Genomic DNA, 18639 nt, shown 5'->3' with positions numbered 1-18639 from the left:
CCGTGGTACCGAACCTGTTACCTCTCGGGGTAGTGTTTAGTTAGCAGCATTGTGCCAGACGGCGAAGGTTCGCAACCATGTTTCAGCTGTCTCTGGGTCAACGTGACTAAAACAGTTTGAAAAAGAGGATGTCCGTCGTTTTACTTCTCGAAAAACACGTTCGACAGTATTCCGATTTCCATGGAGTTCGTATCTGAAATCGAGGCCGTGTCGTTGCAGGGCTGTTTTGAGCCAGTCCGCATCATCGACAAGAAACACGGCGTCGTCGACATCGTGTTTCTCACGAAGTTCTCCGAGAAAGATTTCCGTCAAAGCAGTTGTGTACGTGGCAAAAAGCCGTATATGGAGAAATTTGTTTGTGGCAGGATCGATAGCGGCGTACAGCCAGTATTGCTGATCATTGATGCGAATCACGCTCTCGTCAAGCGCGACCTGATTCGGAGCTTCATCGCCGTCTGGCTGTAAATCAGCCTTCTGTACCCAATCGTGGACGGCCTTTCGAGACCGTTTGACACCCAACTTACCAAGAACAGAGATTGTATTCGAAAGTGATAGTCCAGCCACGTGCATCTGAATACCGAGCTTCATCGCTCGCTCGGGTGTCCGCTCGCGCTCCACAAAGTCCAAATCTATCCAGTCGCTACTACCGCTGAGGCGGACGATTTCTGGCATAGAGCACCAAGAAATTCGCCCGCCTCACTTTTCACGCTTAACTAAACACCGTCCCTCTCGGTATCCGAGGTATTACTAATAGATACTATGCGGTGTAAACGTCTGATGCCAAAACACCTCTCCGAGAGCGAGATGGAACGTATCGCTCAGTTCGTGGAAACACCGCCCTACGAGCGGAGCCCGGACCTCCTCGTCCCCGACGACGCGACCACCGACGACGACTGACCGCCGCGGCCGCTGTAGCCTCCGCTCGGCGTTCGCCGACCCGGCGACGCACGGACGCGGCTCCAGATCCGCCTCAGAACTCCCGAAACTCGGCGTCGTTGTTCCGTTCTCGAATCCGCGACACCGTGTGAGCGACGGCCAGCGCGACGAACGCGCCGGTGACGAGGACGGCTGCGACCGTCAGGTCCAGCGGGACGACCCCGAGCAGAACGGTGCCGAGCAGGCCCGCGCTCGCCAGCGCGACGAGTCCGTAGTACCGGTACCACGGCCGCGGGTCGTCGTTCGTGCCGATGTACGGGTCGATGACGCCCTCGGCCCCGGTGAGCCACACCGTGCCCGCGTCCGCGTCGTACTCGACGAGGCCCGCCTCGCGGAGCTTGGGGACGTGCGTCTGATACAGCGAGACGTACACCCGCTTGCGGGCCTGCGTCTCCAGTTCTTCGACTGTCGTGTCGTTTTCCCACGCTGCGAGCTCCTCCGCGAGCGCCGTCAGCTCCACGCGCTCATCGCGCTCCCGTAGGTAGTACAGGACGTAGCGCCGCCTCGTGCTACTCAGAATATCGAACACGTGGTCGTGGGAGAGGCCTTCCTCGTCTGACATTGGTCAGCTCTACGTCGCTGTCGGCGGCAGGACGAAACGCCGCGTTCTAATCGACCCCTGTCGACTGTATTGTTACGACCACGTTACTCCGAGATGCGGCGCACTACTCGCCGACGATACGGGCGACTGACCCGTCGCCCTCTCCGAGGTATCGACGAACCGAGATTATCCGGGGAGATATCGTTCCATATTCGGCTTTACGAGTCAGGATTTTCGCCCCCTTGTCGGTACTGGCGACTATCTATGCACACACTCCCCGAATACGAACCCATATGTGCCGCATAAGTGGCTTCGTAAGCGACTCTAGGAATCGGCTTTCGGAGTGGCAGTCGCGGCGACGGGCGGTCAGAAACGGGCGGTGCCGCCGTGTCGAAACCGTCAGCCGGCGCGGGGCATCTCGGCGATTCCTGTCGCCGTTTCCGACCGTTCGCTTCCGGTCCTACGAGTTCAGCACGCGGACGGTCGCGCTCGACCCGGAGCGCCGATATATTTATACAATTGTACATCTTTATCCTATGGTGACATGAACGGGGAGCGAACGGAGGGTGGTCGGACATCGGATAGCGCGGGAACAGACTACACAGACCGCCTGTCGGACGATTCGGTGTACCGGGCGCTGGCGTCGGCCACGCGCCGGCGCGCGCTGTACCTCTTGCTCGAAGAGGGGCGCCACTCCCTCGACGAACTGGCGACCGTCCTCGTCGGGTGGGACGCGACCGAGACGGAGATGCCGGCGTCGCCGGCGGACAGGGAGCGGACGGCGGTGAACCTCCATCACGTCCACGTGCCGATGCTCTCGGGGGCGGAGCTGGTCAGCTACGACCAGCAGAGCGAGACCGTCGAAGTCGCCGAGGTCCCGCAGGCAATCGCCGACATCGTCCGCGAGAGCGTCACCGCGGAGACGCCGTAGCGGACCCATGCTCGACGCCTTCCTCGAACACGACGCCGACAAGCGGTTCACCGTCTACGCGGCCGACGACGAGACGGCGACGGTCGACTTCCTCTCGACACACGGCGTGGCCGTCGAGCGGCGGCCGCTCCCGCCCGGGGGGCCGGCCCCCTTCCTCGTCGTCGCGGTCGACGACGAGTTCGTCGGCGCGTTGGCGCTCGCCTCCCTCGACGCGCTGTTCGAACCCCGTTCCGCCCGTCCCAGCGGCGGGAACGGGACGACGGTCGGTGCCGCTCTCTACGACGTGCTCGACGGGACGCTGTTCACCGCGCTGAACCGCCGGCAGTTGCTCGCGGTCAGCCGCGAGACGGAGGAGCGGGCCTACCGGGTCGGGTCGGGGACGCTCCGGGCCGGTTTCCAGCGCCTGTCCGTCTTCGAGTCACAGGCCGATACGTACCGGTATCTCGCCGCGGAGACGGCCCTCGACATCCACATCTACGGCGTCGACGACTGGTCGCCGCCGGCCATCGACGGCGTCACGTACCACACCTTCGACTCCGGGCCGGACGACCGGTACTGGGTGCTGACGTATCTCGGCGGCGACGGTACCGCGTGCGGGCTGGTCGCCCGCGAGACCGACGACGGGTTCGACGGCGTCTGGACCGACGACCCCGAGACGACCGCCGACATCGCCGCGGCGCTCGAAGCGCTCTGAGTCCGCCGGTGCGCTCCGGCATCGGGGCCCGGACCCGGGAGCTACGGACGCGCTCCCGAACCGACCTCGTCGCGGACGACGTAGTACAGCACCCAGACCACGAGGCTCCCGAGGAACGCGCCGGCGGCCCACGCCAGCGCGTGGCGGCTGTTTCGCTGCTTCGCGTCCCGGTAGACCAGCGCGGAGACGACCAGCGGGACGACCAGCGAGAGGGCGGTGACGAGGAGAATCACGAGTATCTCGATACCGCCGGGGACGGCGGCTTGGAGGGGCAGTGTCATCACGCCCCCCGTTCTCGGCCCGTTGACAAGAACGTTCCGCCCCGCCGAACGCTTTGGATTCCAAAGTCAGCCCCTCCGATTGCTCCCGCTCCGCTAGTCACAATCCCGTTAGGTCGGGACGCCGTACACGTCCGTGCACTCATGGACCGACGGGAATACGGCATCCTCGCGCTCGTCGCGCTCACGACGGTCGGTGTCGGCTTCCTCACGACCACGCAGCCGCTGTTTGCCTTCCTCGCCGAGAGTGTACGAGAGTGGCTCACCACCACGGTCGCGATGGCGTGGATAACGTGGTGGGCGCTGGTGGTCGGGTTCGCCGTCGCCGGCGGCGTCGAGGCGTGGACCTCGGACGACGAGGTATCGGACCTGTTGGCGGGCCACGGCGTGCGCGAAATCGGCTACGGCTCGCTGTTCGGATTCGTCTCGTCGTCGTGTTCCTACAGCGCCATCGCCACGGCGAAGAACCTCTTCAAGAAGGGCGGCTCCGCCGCGGCCACGCTCGGGGCGTTCATGTTCGCCTCGACGAACCTCGTCATCGAGATCGGGGCCGTCATCTGGCTCCTGTTGGGCTGGCAGTTCCTGCTCGCCGACGTGGTCGGCGGGATTGCGCTCATCGGCCTGATGGCCGCCGGCTTCGTCTACCTCGTCCCCGACGACCTCGTCGAGACGGCCCGGGACAACGTCAGCGACGACGACCGGACCGTCCGGGACCCCGTCTGCGGGATGGAGGTCGACACCGAGGAGGCCGACCACACCGTCGACCACGACGGGCGGACCTACTACTTCTGCTCGCAGTCCTGTAAGGAGAGCTTCGACCCCGAGGCGGCCGATACGACCGTCCGCGAGCGGGCGACCTCGCTGTCCGGGTGGCGCGCGCTGGCCGACAAGCAGTGGAAGGAGTGGGCGATGCTCTGGGACGAGATAGCCGTCGGCTTCGTCTTCGCCGGCCTCGTCGCCGGCTTCGTCCCCGAGAGCGTCTGGACGACGGTGTTCTCCGGCGCGACGTTCGGCCTCCCGGTGTACGTCGTCTGGACGGCGGTCCTCGGCGCGGTCATCGGGGTGGCGACGTTCGTCTGTTCGGTCGGCAACGTCCCCTTCGGCGCGGTCCTGTTCGCCAACGGCCTCCCCTTCGGCGCGGTGCTGTCGTACATCTACGCCGACCTCATCGTCCCGCCCATCGTGGCCGCGTACCGCGACTACTACGGGGCGACGTTCGCCGCCGTCCTCTCCGGGATGATATTCGTCGCCGCCGTCCTGACGGGCGTGGCCGTCCACTTCGTCTTCCTCGGCGCGGGGCTCATCCCCGACCCCGGAAGCGTGCGGATAACCGAGGTGGCGATAGAACTGAACTACAAGACGGTGCTCAACGCGCTCGCGACGGTCCTGTTTCTGGCCCTCTACTGGCTCCACCGGACGGGCTCGGCCAACGGCGCTGGCGGCCACGGCGACCGGACCCACAGCGCCGGCGACTGAACCGGTCGGTGCCGGCCGGTCGCCGAAGACTCCGGTCGCCCGGCCTCAGGGCTCGAGCACCGCGCGGAACCGCGCGTCGTTGTCCATCATGCGCTCGTAGGCGGTCCCGACCTCGTCGAGCGCGTAGGTCTCTATCTCCGGCGTGATGTCCCGGAGCGCGCTGAACGACAGCGTCTCCTCGGAGTCGAGCGCGTGGCCCGACGCCCACCCCTCGACGCTGCCGCGGGCCCCGACCAGCTGTTGGGCGTTCACCTCGACCGGTTCACCCGGAACGCCGACCACGACGACGGAGCCGTCGACGCCGATGCCGTCGACGACGGACTCGATGGCGGCGCTCGACGGGGCCGTCGCCAGCACCACGTCCGCGCCGCCCAGCTCCCGCAGCCGTGCTCCGGGGTCGGTCGCCGACGCGTCGACGAAGTGGTCCGCGCCCAGCTCTCGCGCCAGCGACTCCTTCTCGGGCGTCCGGGAGACGGCGACGGTCTCGAATCCGGCCGCGTGGGCGTACTGGACGCCGAGGTGGCCGAGCCCGCCGACCCCCTGTACGGCCACGAGGTCCCCGGGACGCGCGCCGCTGTTGCGCAGGGCGTTGTACGTCGTCACGCCCGCACACAGCAGGGGGGCGGCCGCGGCCGCGTCCAGCGACTCGGGCACCGCCGCCAGCGCCTCCGCGGGCGCGGTCATGTACTCCGCGTAGCCGCCGTCGTAGCTCAGCCCGGTTATCTCGCCGTTCTCGCACTGGAGGTAGTTCCCTTGCCGGCACTGTCGGCAGGTGAAGCAGTGGCCGCCGTGCCAGCCGACCCCGACCCGGTCGCCCGCTTCCCACTCGGTCACCGACTCACCGACTGCGTCGACGCGGCCGGCGACCTCGTGGCCCGGTACCCGCGGGTACGAGACGGCCGGGTTGGTCCCCTCCTTGACGTAGGCGTCGCTGTGGCAGATACCACACGCCTCGACGGCGACCCGGACCTCCCCGGCCGCGGGGTCGGGCACGTCGCGCTCGACGATTTCGAAGTCGGCCTCCGGTTCCGAGACGACTGCCGCGTGCATAGTGTCGGACACGTCCCGACTACCAGCGTGGCGCTGATAAGCGGCCGGGCGGGGGCGGCGGCCACCTACGCGACTGGCCCACGCTAGCGCCCTCGGAGCGAGTCGGTTCCGCGTCGCGGTCCGAGAGGTACACCCAAGTACCTCGCCTCACAAGGTCCGCGACAGAGCTGTCTCATGGACGTTCCCGACCGACTTCAGTGTCTGTTCTCTGCGACTGTCGAGCGACGCGACGGCGCGTACGTCGTCGAAATACCCGAGCGGGAAGTACGACTCGGCGAGGTCGACCCCGGCGAGACCCACCGCGTCGCGCTCGTCTCGACCGGTGCCGACGAGTCGTCCGCCGACGACGGCCGCGAGAACCGCGCGACCGGCTCCGGGACCGACCGCACCGAGACACCCTCGCGCCGCGGCGCGCGCGAGCCGCCGGTCAGCGAGGGCGAGGAGCGCACCGTCGAGATATCCGACATCGGCGACCAAGGCGACGGCATCACCCGCGTCGAGCGCGGCTTCGTCGTGGTCGTCCCCGACACCGAGCGCGGGGAGCGCGTCGCCGTCGAGATAACCGACGTACGCGAGAACGTCGCCTTCGCCACCGTCGTCGAGCGGCTGAGCTACTACGAGTGAAAACCGGTTCGGGGCGGACCACAGCCCGCCGAGCCGTTTGACGAGGCGATCCGACTGTTGCTGTCGCTTTCGTCTCCGCAAAACGCGGATTGGACCCCACTCACACATACGTCTATGTGCGCGAATATATGACCGAATGGGGCCATTAGTAAGCAGAAGATAGGAATATATGGGTATATTCTCCTTCTGTAGGAACCTTCAATCTATACAAATCAAATTTAGTTTTGAAAACTGCCCTATATGTGTACAAAACCTCTTTAAAATGCATGTGTGGTCGAAATCACACTCTTCTCCGTCATCCGTCGTCACCTATATTTTCCTCGCCGCATTTGTCGGCCCGCGTGTCGATATCCCGAACCACGCCGGGGTCGTCGGTCTCGACGCGAACGGCCCCGTCGTGGTTCACTACGAGGTCCCGCCCGCCCCGGTCGCCGCTGACGCCACACAGCGCGTCGAAGTGGCGGCTGTCGAACAGCGCGGGATTCCCTCGCTGTCCGTCGAACCACGGCACGACAATGCTCCCGGTTCCCAACCGATACGCGCGAACGAGCCTGTCGACCGTCGACGGGGCGACGAACGGCATATCCCCCAGCAGGAACGCGGCCGCGTCCCAGTTCGCCTGCCGGGCGAACTCGACTCCCCGACGGACTGACGTACTCTGACCGGCGTCGTAGTCCGGGTTGTGGACCACTGCGGAGACCGCCCCGTCGACGACCGACTCGACCGCTGCGGCGTCGTGGCCGACGACGGCGACGGTGTCGTCGAGCTTCGAGTCGGTGGCGACGTTCGCCGCCCGCTCGACCATCGGCACGCCGTCGACCGGCGACAGGAGCTTGTTCCCGCCGTCGAACCGCGAGCTCCGACCCGCCGCGAGCACGACGCCGCCGACGGTCGCGTCGGTGTCTGTACCCATGGTCGCGCGTCGAGCCCCGCGTACTTGCGCTTTCCGGCGACGGGTCGCCGCGGCCGTATTCGCGCCCTCCCGTAGCTATATCCGACCTACTCCTGTACGCGACTGACATGGACACTCGAACGCGCGCCAGCGGCGGGAGCGACGGCCTGTGACAACCACACCGTCGGACCCGGTCGACTTGCTCGTCGAGGGCACGCTGGTCAACGTCACCACCGGTGGTACCGAGACGCGGTCTATCGCCGTCGACGGCGGGAAAGTCGTCGGTTTCGGCGACCGGCCCGCCCGTCGCGTCCTCTCGGCGGCGTACGTCACGCCGGGACTCATCGACGCCCACACGCACGTCGAAGCGTCGATGGTCACGCTCCCCCAGTACGGCGCGGCGGCGGTCCCACACGGCGTGACCAGCGTCGTCCACGACCCCCACGAGATAGCGAACGTTCTCGGTCCCGACGGCGTCCGGGACTTCTGTGCCGACGCGGACCGAACGCCGCTCAAGGCCCGGCTGACGGTCCCCTCGTCCGTTCCCGCGACGGCGCTACAGGACAGCGGCGGCACCGTCGACGCGGCCGCCGTCGACGAGTTGCTGGGGATGGACGATGCAGTCGCGCTCGCGGAGGTGATGGACCTCCCCGGCGTTATCGAGGGCGACGAGGGCGTCCACGCGAAGATCGCGGCGGCGCGGGACCGCGGGCTGCCGGTCGACGGTCACCTCCCGGCCGTGACCGGTTCGCGGCTGGACCGACTCGCCGCTGTTCTCGACACCGACCACGAGAGCGTCACCCGCTCGGAGGCCCGCGCCAAGGTCGACGCCGGGCTCCGGGTCTTCCTCCGGGAGGGGTCGACGAGCAGGAACCTCGACGCGCTCGTGGACCTCGTCGACGCGGTCGACACCCGCCGCCTCTCGCTGTGTACCGACGACCGGAGCGTCGTCGACCTCCGCGACCGCGGCGGCGTCAACGTCGCCGTCGAGCGCGCGATGGCACTCGGCGTCGACCCGGTCACCGCCGTCCAGATGGCGACGCTGAACACGGCGGAGGCCTACGACCTCCCGTTCGGCCGGGTCGAACCCGGCGCGCCGGCCGACCTCGTCTTGCTCTCCGACCTCGAGTCGTGGGACGTCGAACACGTCGTCGTCGACGGGGTCGTCGACCCGACGGCCGACGAGCCACCGACCGGGTCCGAACTACCGACCGATACCGTCTCGTTCGACCGCCTCGACCCGGCCGACGTGGCCATCGAACACGACGGACCGGGCCCCGTCGAGGTCCGCGTCGAATCGGCCGTCGGGAGCTTCCGTACCGAGGACCTGACCCGCACCGTCCCGGTCGAGTCGACCGAGGCCGGTCGGGTCCTCGTGGCCGACCGCGACGCTGACGTGTTGCCGATGGCCGTCGTCGAGCGCCACGGCGGTTCCGGCACCGTCGGACGCGGGTTCGTTCACAATCTCGGTCTGGAGCGCGGCGCAATCGCAACCACGGTGGCTCACGACGCACACAACTGCGTCGTCGCCGGCGTCACCCACGACGCGATGGCCCGCGTCGCAAACCACGTCAAGGAAATCGGCGGTGGTATCGCCGTCTTCGACCCGACGACCGACGAGTTCACGACGCTCCCGCTCCCCGCGGCCGGGCTCCTCTCGACTGACTCGCTCGCGGAAACGGCACGGTCGTTCGAGGCCGTCGCCGAGGCGGCCGAGACGGTCGGGCTGTCGGTTCCCGGCGGGCTCCTCGAACTGACGTACCTCGCGCTCGAAGTCATCCCGACTCGCCGCCTCACTAACAACGGCCTCGTCGACGTCGCGTCGCGGACCTACGTCGATGTCGTCGTCGAGTGAGCGTCACAGCGGCCCCTCGACCGGCGTGTCCTCCGGCCCGAACGGCGTCTCGAACCAGACCGAGAAGACGTAGGTGTCCGGCACGGCCGCGAGGCCGCGAAGCGATTGCGCGCCGAGCGTGACCGCGGTCCCGCGGCTCGGCGTCGCCACCTCCACGCCCGGCCCGGCGGCCGTCCTCACTTCGCGGACGTGAACGTGCGCGTACTCGTTCGACACCGATGTCCCGCTCTCGGGTTCGTTCGCCGGCGGCTCTGTCACGCTCCCGACCGGGTCCGCCGCGACTGCGCCGTCGGCGTCGAGCAGTTCGTCGACGGCCGCCCCGTCGCGCTGCCACGACAGCCCTTCGAGCAACAGTGCGTCCAGTTTCACGTTGTCTTCGCCGCTGTCGATTTCGAGCCGTTCGCCCTTCGAGACGAGTTTTCGGACGGTGACTGTCCCGTCGTCGTCTGCCACCTGAATCCGGTGGGTCGTCTGCGTCCGGCCGGCGGTGTGGTCGTCCCCCGGCACGGTCACAGGAGGGGCAGCGTGAGGTTCTTCGTGTTCAGAACGGTGTGGTCGAGGTACACCGTCCGCGCGGTGATGGTGTAGGTGTCCGGCCCCGGTCGCAGTACCGTGTGTCGCTGAGCCGAGAGCAGGTCGTGGTCGGCGGTGTCGCCGTAACTCCGGAACACGTGCTGGTTGTTGGCGACGGTGAGCGTGTCGTCGTCGGTGTCTACGACTCGGACGTTCCCGATGACGTGGCGGACCCGAGACCGTGGGTTCTCCGACCACGCGTACTCCTTTTCCAGCCGCCCGACGCGCTCGCGGATCATCTCGTAGTCCTCTCTGAGGTAGTTCGACTCGGGGCTGAACGCCGGCCGCTCCGACCCGGGGTGTGGTGTGACTCGGACCGGCACCTCCAGCAAGATGTCCTCGTCCAACAGGTCGAGCCACTCCTCCAGCGCGAACGCGTCGAGGAGGTCGGCCTCGCGGTAGAGGAACTGTTCGACCCGGTGTTGGGTCTCGGCGTTGACGCTCGCTGTCGTCTCGGGCATCGCGTTCACGGCTCGCCCTCGCGCATCATCTCGTACCACGACTGGAGGACGGTCCGGGAGTTGCGCTCGTCGAAGTACAGTCCCTTCGACGTGACCGTCGCAGGGCCGTGGAGCGGCTCCTCGACCGTCTCGACCTCGTCGGTCATCGCTCCACGGCCTTGCTGGAGGTTCCCCCGGGTATCGCGGAGTTCGTGTGTCACCGCGTCGCCGCTATCGGCGATGCCCTCCCAAATCGTGAGGTCGTCGGACTCGAACGCGCCGCCGGGGCTGAGGCTCTCCCAGCCGCGGTGGGAGTCTTCGAGAAACGACTCGTCGCCGGCAAACTCGTTCGGGACGAGCCACCAGCTCGTGGTTTCGGTCGTCCCCGGACCGCGGGGGTTCCACTTCCGGATACACGCCCACGGCCCGCCCCAGCCGCCCGACTGCACCCCGTGGATGATGGACATGTTCGGGAAGACGGTCCCGAAGTGAAACACCGACCGCCCGAACAGCTCCCGCTGGGCGTCGCTGAGCGAGGGGTCGAGACAGTCGGTTATCCGGTCGGGGTAGTCCATGAACGTGTCGGCGTCCTCGGCGAGGTAGTAGCCCACCGAGTGGCGGTCCGTACAGGCGAGATACGACGCCCCGGGGAAATCGGTCAGCTCCTCCCACGGTCCGCGTTCGAGGGTCTCGGTCTCCAGCCCCGCCTGATGGGTCGTGAGCACGTGATAGGAGTCCCCCGAGAAGTTGTCCGCGGAGGTCTTCCAGTCGTGGTCTGACTCCCAGCGGTGTGGCTCTCCCACGACGGTCATCCCCTCCGCCGTCGCGCCGAACAGCACGTCGAGATACCACCTAAAGTCACCCAGATACGCCTCGAGCGACGGTCCCTCGTCGGCGATACGGCCGAAGACGAGCCCCTGATAGCTGTCGATGTGGGCCGCTTCGAGTTCGATGTCGTCCGGGTCGAGGTCCTGATAGGCCTCCGCCATGTGGGGCATCCCTTGGAGCGTCCCGTCGTTCTTGTAGGTCCACCCGTGGTACGGGCACCGGAAGTGCGAGGTGTTCCCGCTTTCGGCGGTACAGAACTGCGCCCCGCGGTGCATGCAGCTATCGAGGAACGCGTGGAGTTCGCCGGTCTCGTCGCGGGTGACGATGAAGGGGTCCTCGCCGATGTACCGGCGTGCGTAGTCCCCGGGCTCCGCGAACTCCGACTCGTGGCCGAGGTAGTTCCACGCGCGCCCGAAGACGCGCCGCAACTCCGCTCGGTACACGTCGGGGTTGTTCGTGAGCGCCAGCGGGTACTGCCCGTCTTTCAGTGCCGCTCCGGTCCGTTCGACGATGTCAGCGACCGCGGTCGGGTCGCCCTCTCTCTTCGGTTCACTCATGTCGGTCTCGTCTCTCTCGTCCGTGTGTGGCGGCTTCGCTCTCGACGGCGAGATTCGGGGGGTGGGCCGTCTCACGCCCGCGTGCATCACGCGCCGGTCGTCGCGTCACGACTGGGGTACTTCCCCCTCGATGCCGTCAACGTAGCTGCTCATCTCTCCGAAGAGGAACGGGTCGGATTCCCCTTCGAACTGCGTGCCCTGCCAGACGGTCCGGTCGCCGCCAGTGAGTTCCGACTGTTTCGTCTCGACCTCGCTGACCACCTCGTCAGGGACTTGCGGCCCGAAGTCGTCGACGCCGACGACCCCCGAGTCCAGCCCGTCCCAGTACGCGTCGGACTCCCACGTCCCGTCGTGGATTGCTTGCAGGGTCGGCCGGTAGAACTCCTCCCAGTTGAACAGCGCGGAACTCCCGTACCAGTCCCCGCCCGCTTCGGCCATCGAGGTGGTGTAGGTGAACGCCCACGCTTCGTTTTCCGCCGCCGTCTGAACGGCCGCGGTGGAGGTCTGGTGGTTGTTGATAACGTCGGCCCCGTCGTTTATCAGTGCGTTGACTGCCTGCGTCACGGCGGGCGGGTCGAGCCACGCGTTGGTCCAGCGCACGCTGGCGGTCACGTCGGGGTTGACGACTCTGGCTCCCCGGACGAAGGCGTTTATCTGCCGGACGAGTTCCGGAATGGGGAACGCGGCGACGTACCCCAGTTGGTTCGTTTCCGTCAGCAGGCCGGCGGCGACCCCACACAGGAACCGTGCTTGATACAGCCGTCCGTAGTACCGCCCCATGTTCTCCCGCGTCTGGAACCCCGAGCAGTGCTCGAAGACAGTATCCGGGTACTCCGGGGCCATCTCGTACATCGGGTCCATGTACCCGAACGTCGTGCCGAAGATGACGTCGGTACCGTTGGCGATGTACTGTTCCATCACCCGCTGTACGTCCCCGGTAGCGACGGCCTCGGAGTACTCCGTCTCCAGCCAGTCGAACTCCTCGGTCACGGCCTGCCGAGCGTCCTCGTGTGCGCGGTCCCAGCCCACGTCGCTGACCTCCGCTTGGTAGATGAACGCCGCGGAGAGCGGGTCGTTCCCGTCGGTGCTGGTCCCATCGCTGGTCGTGGTTTCGCCGGAGGACCCGTCGCCGCTGGTGCCGCTACTGTCGGAACAGCCGGCGAGCCCGACCAGCCCGGCGCTCGCTCCCGCCTTCAGTGCGTCTCGTCGCGTCAGCGTTCTCCCGTTCATTGTTTTAATACTTCAACTTCTGAGCCCATTATTTGCACTAACATCTTAACATCTAGCATTTTTCCACTCACATGACCACGTATCCCCACGTAGGTATAAGTATTGTCGATGCGATGGATTTTGCGGCCGCAGCCGGACGGGTCGACTGTGACGTTCCCGGTAGTCGTGGTCCACGCCGACGGAACGCTGGCCCGAACGACACCGGCCTCAGTCCGTCTCGCGGCTGTACGACTGGACCAGCGCCGACGGCTGAGCCAGTTCTCTGTTCTCCGCCCGAACGACGGTGACGACCAGCACGACCAGCGTGACGAGGTACGGATACGTCGACATTATCGTCGGGTTCAGGACGAAGGCGACGACTGGGTTGACGACGCCGGCGAGTGGCGTACCGGCCGCGAGACTGAGGTCGAGGCCCTGTGAGTACAGTTGCAGGGCGTTGAACAGGCCGAACAGGTACGCGCCGAGGAGAATCCGTTCGGGTCGCCACCGTGCGAAGATGACGAGTGCCACCGCTATCCACCCGCGGCCGGCGGTCATCGTCGCCGACCAGATCTCGTTGAACGCCAGCGAGAGGTGTGCGCCCGCCGCCCCGGCCAGCATCCCGCCGATGACGACGGCCAGATACCGCATCCTGAACACGTCGACGCCCATCGTGTCCGCCGTCTCCGGGTCCTCCCCGACCGAGACGAGTTCCAAGCCGACGTTCGTCCGGTAGAGGAACAGCCAGACGGCGGGGACGAGCAGGAGCGCCACGTAGTCGGTTACGGTGCTGTGAAACAGCGCGGAGCCGACCACCGGAATCTCGACGAGGGCGTCGCCGACGAGTGGCAGCGTTCGCTCCGGGAACCCCGAGATGGACTTGCCGGACCAGCTGTTGCCGAAGTACGTCGTCAGCCCCGTCCCCAGCAGCGTCAGCATGATGCCGCTGACGGCTTGGTCGGAGTTGAGCGAGACACAGAGGAAGGCGTGGATGAGCGACATGAGGCCGCCGGCGGCGACGGCGACGCCAAGGCCCAACCAGTGGCTGCCAGTCGTCCACGTGGTGACAAAGCCCGACAGCGCGCCGACGAGCATGATTCCCTCGACGCCGAGATTGAGTACACCGCCCCGTTCGCTGATGAGTTCTCCGAGGCCGGCGAGAATGAGGACCGTACTCGCGTTGACCGTCGCGTTCGCCAACCCGGTGAGCAGTCCCGCCATCAGACTTCTCCCTCCGGTCGACCGGCCGTCTCACGACCGGGGCGTCGGCGCACCGAGAGGTCGACGCTGTACTGCTTGAAGAACTCGGCCGTGATGAGAAACAGGATGATGAGCGCCTGCACGATGTCGACGATGGCCGCTGGCACGCTCAACAGCGTTTGGATGCTCGACCCGCCGACGAACAGCACCGCGAAAAACAGCGCGGCCAACAGCACCTGAACCGCGCCGTTGCGGCCCAACAGCGCGATGGGGACCGCGGTGAAGCCGTAGCCGGGCGCGAACTGCGCGCGCAGTCGGCTCTGCACGCCGGCTATCTCGCTGATGCCGGCGAAGCCGGCCATCGCACCCCCGACAAGTAGCACGAGCGTATACACCTTGAGCTTGCTCATGCCGGCGTGTTCGGCCGCCTCGTCGTTGGACCCGAGGACGGTAATCTCGAACCCGAGCCGCGTCCGGTTGACGAGGAGGTAGGTCAGGCCGACCAACAGCACTGCAAAGACGATGCCGACGGGGTAACCGAGTCCGGGAATGTCCGGTAGCTGAGCTGCCGCCGGGAGCTGTGCCGTCTGCGGGAAGTTCGCACCCGACGCCTGCATCGGGCCGCGAACGAGGTAGTTCTTTATCTCGGCGGCGACGAAGACGAACAGCAGCGTCGTGATTATCTCGTTGATACCCAGCCTCGCCCGGAGCAGGGCCGGCACCGCTATCCACGCTGCCCCGGCGAGCCCGCCGGCGACGAACATCAGGGGCAACAGCGCGACCGCGGGCAGTGACACGTTCAGGCCGACCCACGTCCCCGCTATCGCGCCGAGAAACAGCTGTCCCTCCGCACCGATGTTCCACAGTTGGGCCTTCAGTGGGAGGTACACTGCCAGCCCGACGAGGATGAGCGGGACCGCTTTCGCTATCGTCTCTGTCAGCCCGAAACTCGTCGTGACTGTCTGCACGAACAGTATCCGATAGGCCGACAGCGGGTTCACTCCCAGTGCCTGCAACGCGAGCCCGCTCACCGCCAGCGCGGCCAGTATCGTGAACACCGGCGTCCCGTAGGCCATCCAGCGTGGCACCTCCTCTCGCGCCGTCAGTTCCACGTCTACCCGCATCACTCGCTCCGCCCGCCGTCGGCGGCGGCTCTGGGCGACTGTCGGCCGTCGCCGCCGTTCATCTCCAGCCCGATGCGCCGCCGGCTGGCCGCTTCGGGCGTCGTCTCGTGGACGATTTCACCCTCGTAGACGACGAGAATCCGGTCGCTGAGGTCGAATATCTCGTCTAAGTCCTCCGAGAGGAGCACGACGCCGGTGCCGCGCTCGCGCTGTTCGATGAGGCGCTCGCGGATGAACTCTATCGCGCCGACGTCGACCCCTCTGGTCGGTTGCGTGGCGACCAGCAGACTGGGGTCCCGAACCATCTCGCGGGCGAGGATGAGCTTCTGTAGGTTCCCGCCCGAGAGGTCGCCGGCCTCGGCGTTCCGAACGTCGCCGACGCCGCGCACGTCGAACTCCTCGACGAGCCGCTCGGCGTAGTCGGCCGTCGCCTCGTAGTCTATCCACGGCCCCTCACAGAACGCCTCGTCGGCGTAGCTCTTCATCACGGCGTTGTGCATCACCGGGAGGTCCCCGGCACACCCCTCTTCGTGGCGGTCCTCGGGGACGAACGACACGCCGTTCTCGATGAACGCCCGCGGCGACTCGCCGGTGAGGTCCGTTCCGCCGACGGCGATACTCCCGTCGGTCGTGTCACGGACGCCGACGAGCGCCTCGGCGAGTTCCTTCTGACCGTTGCCGCTGACGCCGGCGAGACCGACGATTTCCCCCTCGCGGACGGTCAGGTCCACCCCGGAGAGCACCTCGATACCGCGGTCGTCGACGGCCCGGACCCCGGCGGCGTCGAGCACCACGTCACCGGTCGGGACCGGGTCTTTGTCCAACTCGAACAGCACGTCGCGGCCGACCATCATCCGCGCGAGTTCGTCGGAGTCCGTCGCGGCCGTCTCGACGGTACCGACCCGCTCGCCGTCACGGAGAACGGTCACGCGGTCGGTCACCGCGTCGACCTCGTCGAGCTTGTGGGTGATGATGACGATGGTGAGACCTCGGTCCGCGAGCCGTCGCAGCGTCTCGAAGAGCCGGTCGGCCTGCGTCGGCGTGAGAACCGCCGTCGGTTCGTCGAGGACGAGCAGGTCGACGTCTCGGTAGAGGGCCTTGAGTATCTCCGCGCGCTGGCGCTCGCCGACGCCGAGTTCCCAGACGTTCGCAGTCACGTCGATATCGAAGCCGTAGTCGTCGGCGAGGGTCTGAATCTCCGCCGCCGGCGCGTCGAGACCGAGCGTGAATCTGGTCGCCAGCGCCCTGAGGAACCGGTTCGATGTCAGCGACGAGAGCGGCCCGGTCCCGCCGTCGTCACGGAACGGGGCCGCCGGCTCGCGCATCCCGAGGACGATGTTTTCGGCCACGGAGAGACGCGGGATGAGCTTGAAGTGTTGGTGGACCATCCCGATGCCGGCGTCGATGGCGTCCTGTGGCGACGCCAGTTCGAGGCGGTCGCCGTCGAGGTAGACCGCGCCGCTATCGGCCGAGTAGAGCCCGTACAACACCTTCATCAGCGTGCTCTTGCCGGCTCCGTTCTCACCGAGGAGACCGTGTATCTCGCCGTGCTGAACCGACAGTGAGACGTCGTCGTTCGCCACCACTCCCGGAAACGTCTTCCTGATGTCTTCCATCCGGAGAAATTCGCCGTCACTCATACGTTCTGATTACGCAGAGAAGTCGGTGCAGTAGTATATAATAACACCCTCCACGGACAAATTTGCGAACGCACGGTCGGCAGATTTCGATACCGCTATTCTTTCGTCAATTTCTGGACTCCGCCGTCCGTCTCCGGTCGGTTCGCCCTCGGGCGAGTACGAGAAATACAGCATTCAGTCGCTTCTGTTGGCGGTTATTGACTCACCACCCCGCCCGCGGCGTTACCTGATAGTGAACGTTTATTTCTGTGGCTCCGAACTGCCTGTGTATGGAGCGGCAAGCACCAACAGTTACAGTTCCCGGACCGAGACGGCGGCCGCGCGGTCACCCGCGCCGGAGGCGGCGGTGACGGACCTCCTCGTCACGAACGGGCGGGTCGTCACGCAGAACGCCGACCGCGAAGTCATCGAAGACGGTGCAGTCGCGGTCGAGGGCGACCGGATAACCGCGGTCGGACCGACGGCGTCGGTCGCCGCCGACCACGACGCCGACCGCGTCATCGACGCCGAATCCGGCGCGGTCATCCCCGGCCTCGTCAATCCGCACACGCACGTCTCGGACATCCTGCTCAGGGGCTCGTTCGCCGAGGACCGCGGCCTGCTGGACTGGCTGTACAACGTCAAGCGGCCGGGCACGCTGGCGATGACCCCGGAAGAACACGAGACGGCGGCGACCCTGTACTGCATGGAGGCGATACGGGCGGGCGTGACGACGTTCGTCGAGAACGACACGGAACTGCTCTGGGACGACCTCTCGCCCGTCACGGCGAAACTCGGCGTCTACGAGCGCGCGGGAATCCGGAACGTCTACGGCGCTGGGATGGTCGACCGCGCGACCGACGAGGCGTTTCAGGACCTCCTCACCGACGTACAGGCTCGGGACGACGGCGTCGACCATCCCCCGTTCGACGCCTTCGTCGTGGAGACCGAACCGCTGTTGGACGAGGTGGCGTCGCTGCTGGAAGCGCACCACGCTCCCGACGGACGGCAGTCCGTCTGGCCGGCTCCCGTCGTCGTCGAGACCACGACGAACCGCGGGTTCCGTGGGGCCTACGAACTCGCCGAGGAGTACGACGTGATGACGACCGCTCACGTCGCCGAGGCCGAGGCACAGGAACAGCGGTCCCTGTCGAGCATCGAGCACCTGCGTAACGTCGGGTACCTCGGTGAGCGGGCGCTGCTGGGTCACTGTGTCCAACTCTCCGCGAGCGACGTGCGACTGCTCGCGGAGACGGACACGTCCGTCGCGCACAACTTCATGGCGAACATGCGACTGGCGACCGGGTTCGCGCCGGTGGCGTCGATGCTCGACGCCGACGTCACCGTCGGTCTCGGAACCGACAACACGACCCTGAGCGACACTGTCAATCCGCTGGACGACGCCCGTGCGATGGCGGGCGGCCACAAGGGGTACCACCGGGACGCTGGCGTCGTCCCGGCACAGACGGCCTTCGACATGCTCACCATCGACGCTGCCCGCGCCATCGGGCGCGCCGACAGCCTCGGCTCGCTCGTCCCGGGCAAGCAGGCCGACCTCGCCGTCGTCGACCTCGATTACCCGCACCTGACGCCTTGCCCCGACCCCGTGTTCGGCCTCGTCCACGCCGCACGCGGGTCCGAGGTCGAGACGGTCGTCTGTGCCGGCGACGTGGTGATGCGGGACCGCGAGATACGCTCTCTCGACGCCTCCACCGACGCCGTGCTCGCGCGGGCGTCCCGCTCGGCGACGGATATCGCCGAGCGAACCGGCTTCGACTAGCGGCGCGCTTTCTGACGCGGTCCGAACACTGA

Annotated in this window: 18 protein-coding genes; 6 read left to right on the top strand and 12 right to left on the bottom strand. The window is 66.7% G+C overall.

Annotated features, from left to right (window positions below):
• Nucleotides 1–36 precede the first annotated feature (36 nt).
• A complete protein-coding gene (locus ACV7JO_RS17550) occupies nucleotides 37–672 on the bottom strand; it encodes an IS6 family transposase (RefSeq protein WP_470354639.1) in 636 nt (211 codons plus the stop codon).
• Between the two features lie 298 nt (nucleotides 673–970).
• Nucleotides 971–1498 carry a DUF7344 domain-containing protein gene (locus ACV7JO_RS17545; protein WP_470355958.1) on the bottom strand — a complete coding sequence of 176 codons (528 nt, stop codon included), beginning with the start codon at nucleotides 1496–1498 and terminating at the stop codon, nucleotides 971–973.
• A gap of 523 nt (nucleotides 1499–2021) precedes the next feature.
• Between ACV7JO_RS17545 and ACV7JO_RS17540 the strand changes: the two genes are divergently transcribed.
• A complete protein-coding gene (locus tag ACV7JO_RS17540) occupies nucleotides 2022–2408 on the top strand; it encodes a DUF7344 domain-containing protein (RefSeq protein ID WP_470355957.1) in 387 nt (128 codons plus the stop codon).
• A gap of 7 nt (nucleotides 2409–2415) precedes the next feature.
• Nucleotides 2416–3102, top strand: a complete 687-nt coding sequence (locus ACV7JO_RS17535) for a DICT sensory domain-containing protein (protein ID WP_470355956.1) — start codon at nucleotides 2416–2418, stop codon at nucleotides 3100–3102.
• Nucleotides 3103–3143: 41 nt separating this feature from the next.
• On the opposite strand, the gene ACV7JO_RS17530 is transcribed toward ACV7JO_RS17535, so the two are convergent.
• Entirely contained in the window at nucleotides 3144–3383 is a 240-nt protein-coding gene (locus tag ACV7JO_RS17530; RefSeq protein WP_470355955.1) for a hypothetical protein, read from the bottom strand.
• 141 nt (nucleotides 3384–3524) lie between these two features.
• On the opposite strand from ACV7JO_RS17530, the gene ACV7JO_RS17525 reads away from it, so the two are divergent.
• Nucleotides 3525–4856: a permease gene (locus ACV7JO_RS17525; protein WP_470355954.1), complete on the top strand. Its 1332-nt coding sequence runs from the start codon at nucleotides 3525–3527 to the stop codon at nucleotides 4854–4856.
• 45 nt (nucleotides 4857–4901) lie between these two features.
• Here the strand turns inward: ACV7JO_RS17525 and ACV7JO_RS17520 are convergent, their stop codons facing one another.
• The gene (locus ACV7JO_RS17520; RefSeq protein ID WP_470355953.1) at nucleotides 4902–5906 is read right to left on the bottom strand and encodes an alcohol dehydrogenase; all 1005 of its coding nucleotides are present in this window, start codon (nucleotides 5904–5906) and stop codon (nucleotides 4902–4904) included.
• Between the two features lie 174 nt (nucleotides 5907–6080).
• On the opposite strand from ACV7JO_RS17520, the gene ACV7JO_RS17515 reads away from it, so the two are divergent.
• The gene (locus ACV7JO_RS17515) at nucleotides 6081–6530 is read left to right on the top strand and encodes a TRAM domain-containing protein (RefSeq protein WP_470355952.1); all 450 of its coding nucleotides are present in this window, start codon (nucleotides 6081–6083) and stop codon (nucleotides 6528–6530) included.
• Nucleotides 6531–6825: 295 nt separating this feature from the next.
• Here ACV7JO_RS17515 and ACV7JO_RS17510 read toward each other — a convergent pair whose 3' ends face one another.
• Entirely contained in the window at nucleotides 6826–7443 is a 618-nt protein-coding gene (locus ACV7JO_RS17510) for a nucleotidyltransferase family protein (RefSeq protein WP_470355951.1), read from the bottom strand.
• Nucleotides 7444–7591: 148 nt separating this feature from the next.
• Here ACV7JO_RS17510 and ACV7JO_RS17505 point away from each other — a divergent pair, with 148 nt between their 5' ends.
• The gene (locus ACV7JO_RS17505) at nucleotides 7592–9277 is read left to right on the top strand and encodes an adenine deaminase C-terminal domain-containing protein (RefSeq protein ID WP_470355950.1); all 1686 of its coding nucleotides are present in this window, start codon (nucleotides 7592–7594) and stop codon (nucleotides 9275–9277) included.
• 3 nt (nucleotides 9278–9280) lie between these two features.
• Here ACV7JO_RS17505 and ACV7JO_RS17500 read toward each other — a convergent pair whose 3' ends face one another.
• From ACV7JO_RS17500 to ACV7JO_RS17470, 7 genes are all read right to left on the bottom strand, one after another.
• The gene (locus tag ACV7JO_RS17500; protein WP_470355949.1) at nucleotides 9281–9790 is read right to left on the bottom strand and encodes a hypothetical protein; all 510 of its coding nucleotides are present in this window, start codon (nucleotides 9788–9790) and stop codon (nucleotides 9281–9283) included.
• Nucleotides 9787–10311, bottom strand: a complete 525-nt coding sequence (locus tag ACV7JO_RS17495; RefSeq protein ID WP_470355948.1) for an aromatic-ring-hydroxylating dioxygenase subunit beta — start codon at nucleotides 10309–10311, stop codon at nucleotides 9787–9789. The genes ACV7JO_RS17500 and ACV7JO_RS17495 overlap by 4 nt, the downstream gene beginning before the upstream one ends.
• Before the next feature lie 5 nt (nucleotides 10312–10316).
• Nucleotides 10317–11675, bottom strand: a complete 1359-nt coding sequence (locus ACV7JO_RS17490) for an aromatic ring-hydroxylating oxygenase subunit alpha (RefSeq protein WP_470355947.1) — start codon at nucleotides 11673–11675, stop codon at nucleotides 10317–10319.
• 105 nt (nucleotides 11676–11780) lie between these two features.
• The gene (locus tag ACV7JO_RS17485) at nucleotides 11781–12905 is read right to left on the bottom strand and encodes a BMP family ABC transporter substrate-binding protein (protein WP_470355946.1); all 1125 of its coding nucleotides are present in this window, start codon (nucleotides 12903–12905) and stop codon (nucleotides 11781–11783) included.
• A gap of 207 nt (nucleotides 12906–13112) precedes the next feature.
• Entirely contained in the window at nucleotides 13113–14105 is a 993-nt protein-coding gene (locus tag ACV7JO_RS17480) for an ABC transporter permease (protein ID WP_470355945.1), read from the bottom strand.
• Nucleotides 14105–15208, bottom strand: a complete 1104-nt coding sequence (locus ACV7JO_RS17475; protein WP_470355944.1) for an ABC transporter permease — start codon at nucleotides 15206–15208, stop codon at nucleotides 14105–14107. Before ACV7JO_RS17475 ends, ACV7JO_RS17480 begins: the two co-directional genes overlap by 1 nt.
• A complete protein-coding gene (locus ACV7JO_RS17470; RefSeq protein ID WP_470355943.1) occupies nucleotides 15208–16848 on the bottom strand; it encodes an ABC transporter ATP-binding protein in 1641 nt (546 codons plus the stop codon). Before ACV7JO_RS17470 ends, ACV7JO_RS17475 begins: the two co-directional genes overlap by 1 nt.
• Before the next feature lie 265 nt (nucleotides 16849–17113).
• On the opposite strand from ACV7JO_RS17470, the gene ACV7JO_RS17465 reads away from it, so the two are divergent.
• Entirely contained in the window at nucleotides 17114–18607 is a 1494-nt protein-coding gene (locus tag ACV7JO_RS17465; protein WP_470355942.1) for an amidohydrolase family protein, read from the top strand.
• The last annotated feature ends 32 nt before the right edge of the window (nucleotides 18608–18639 follow it).

Source organism: Haloarcula sp. MBLA0138 (assembly GCF_055632455.1).
The sequence above is the reverse complement of the archived record's forward strand: the minus strand, read 5'-3'. Positions and strand labels throughout refer to the sequence as shown.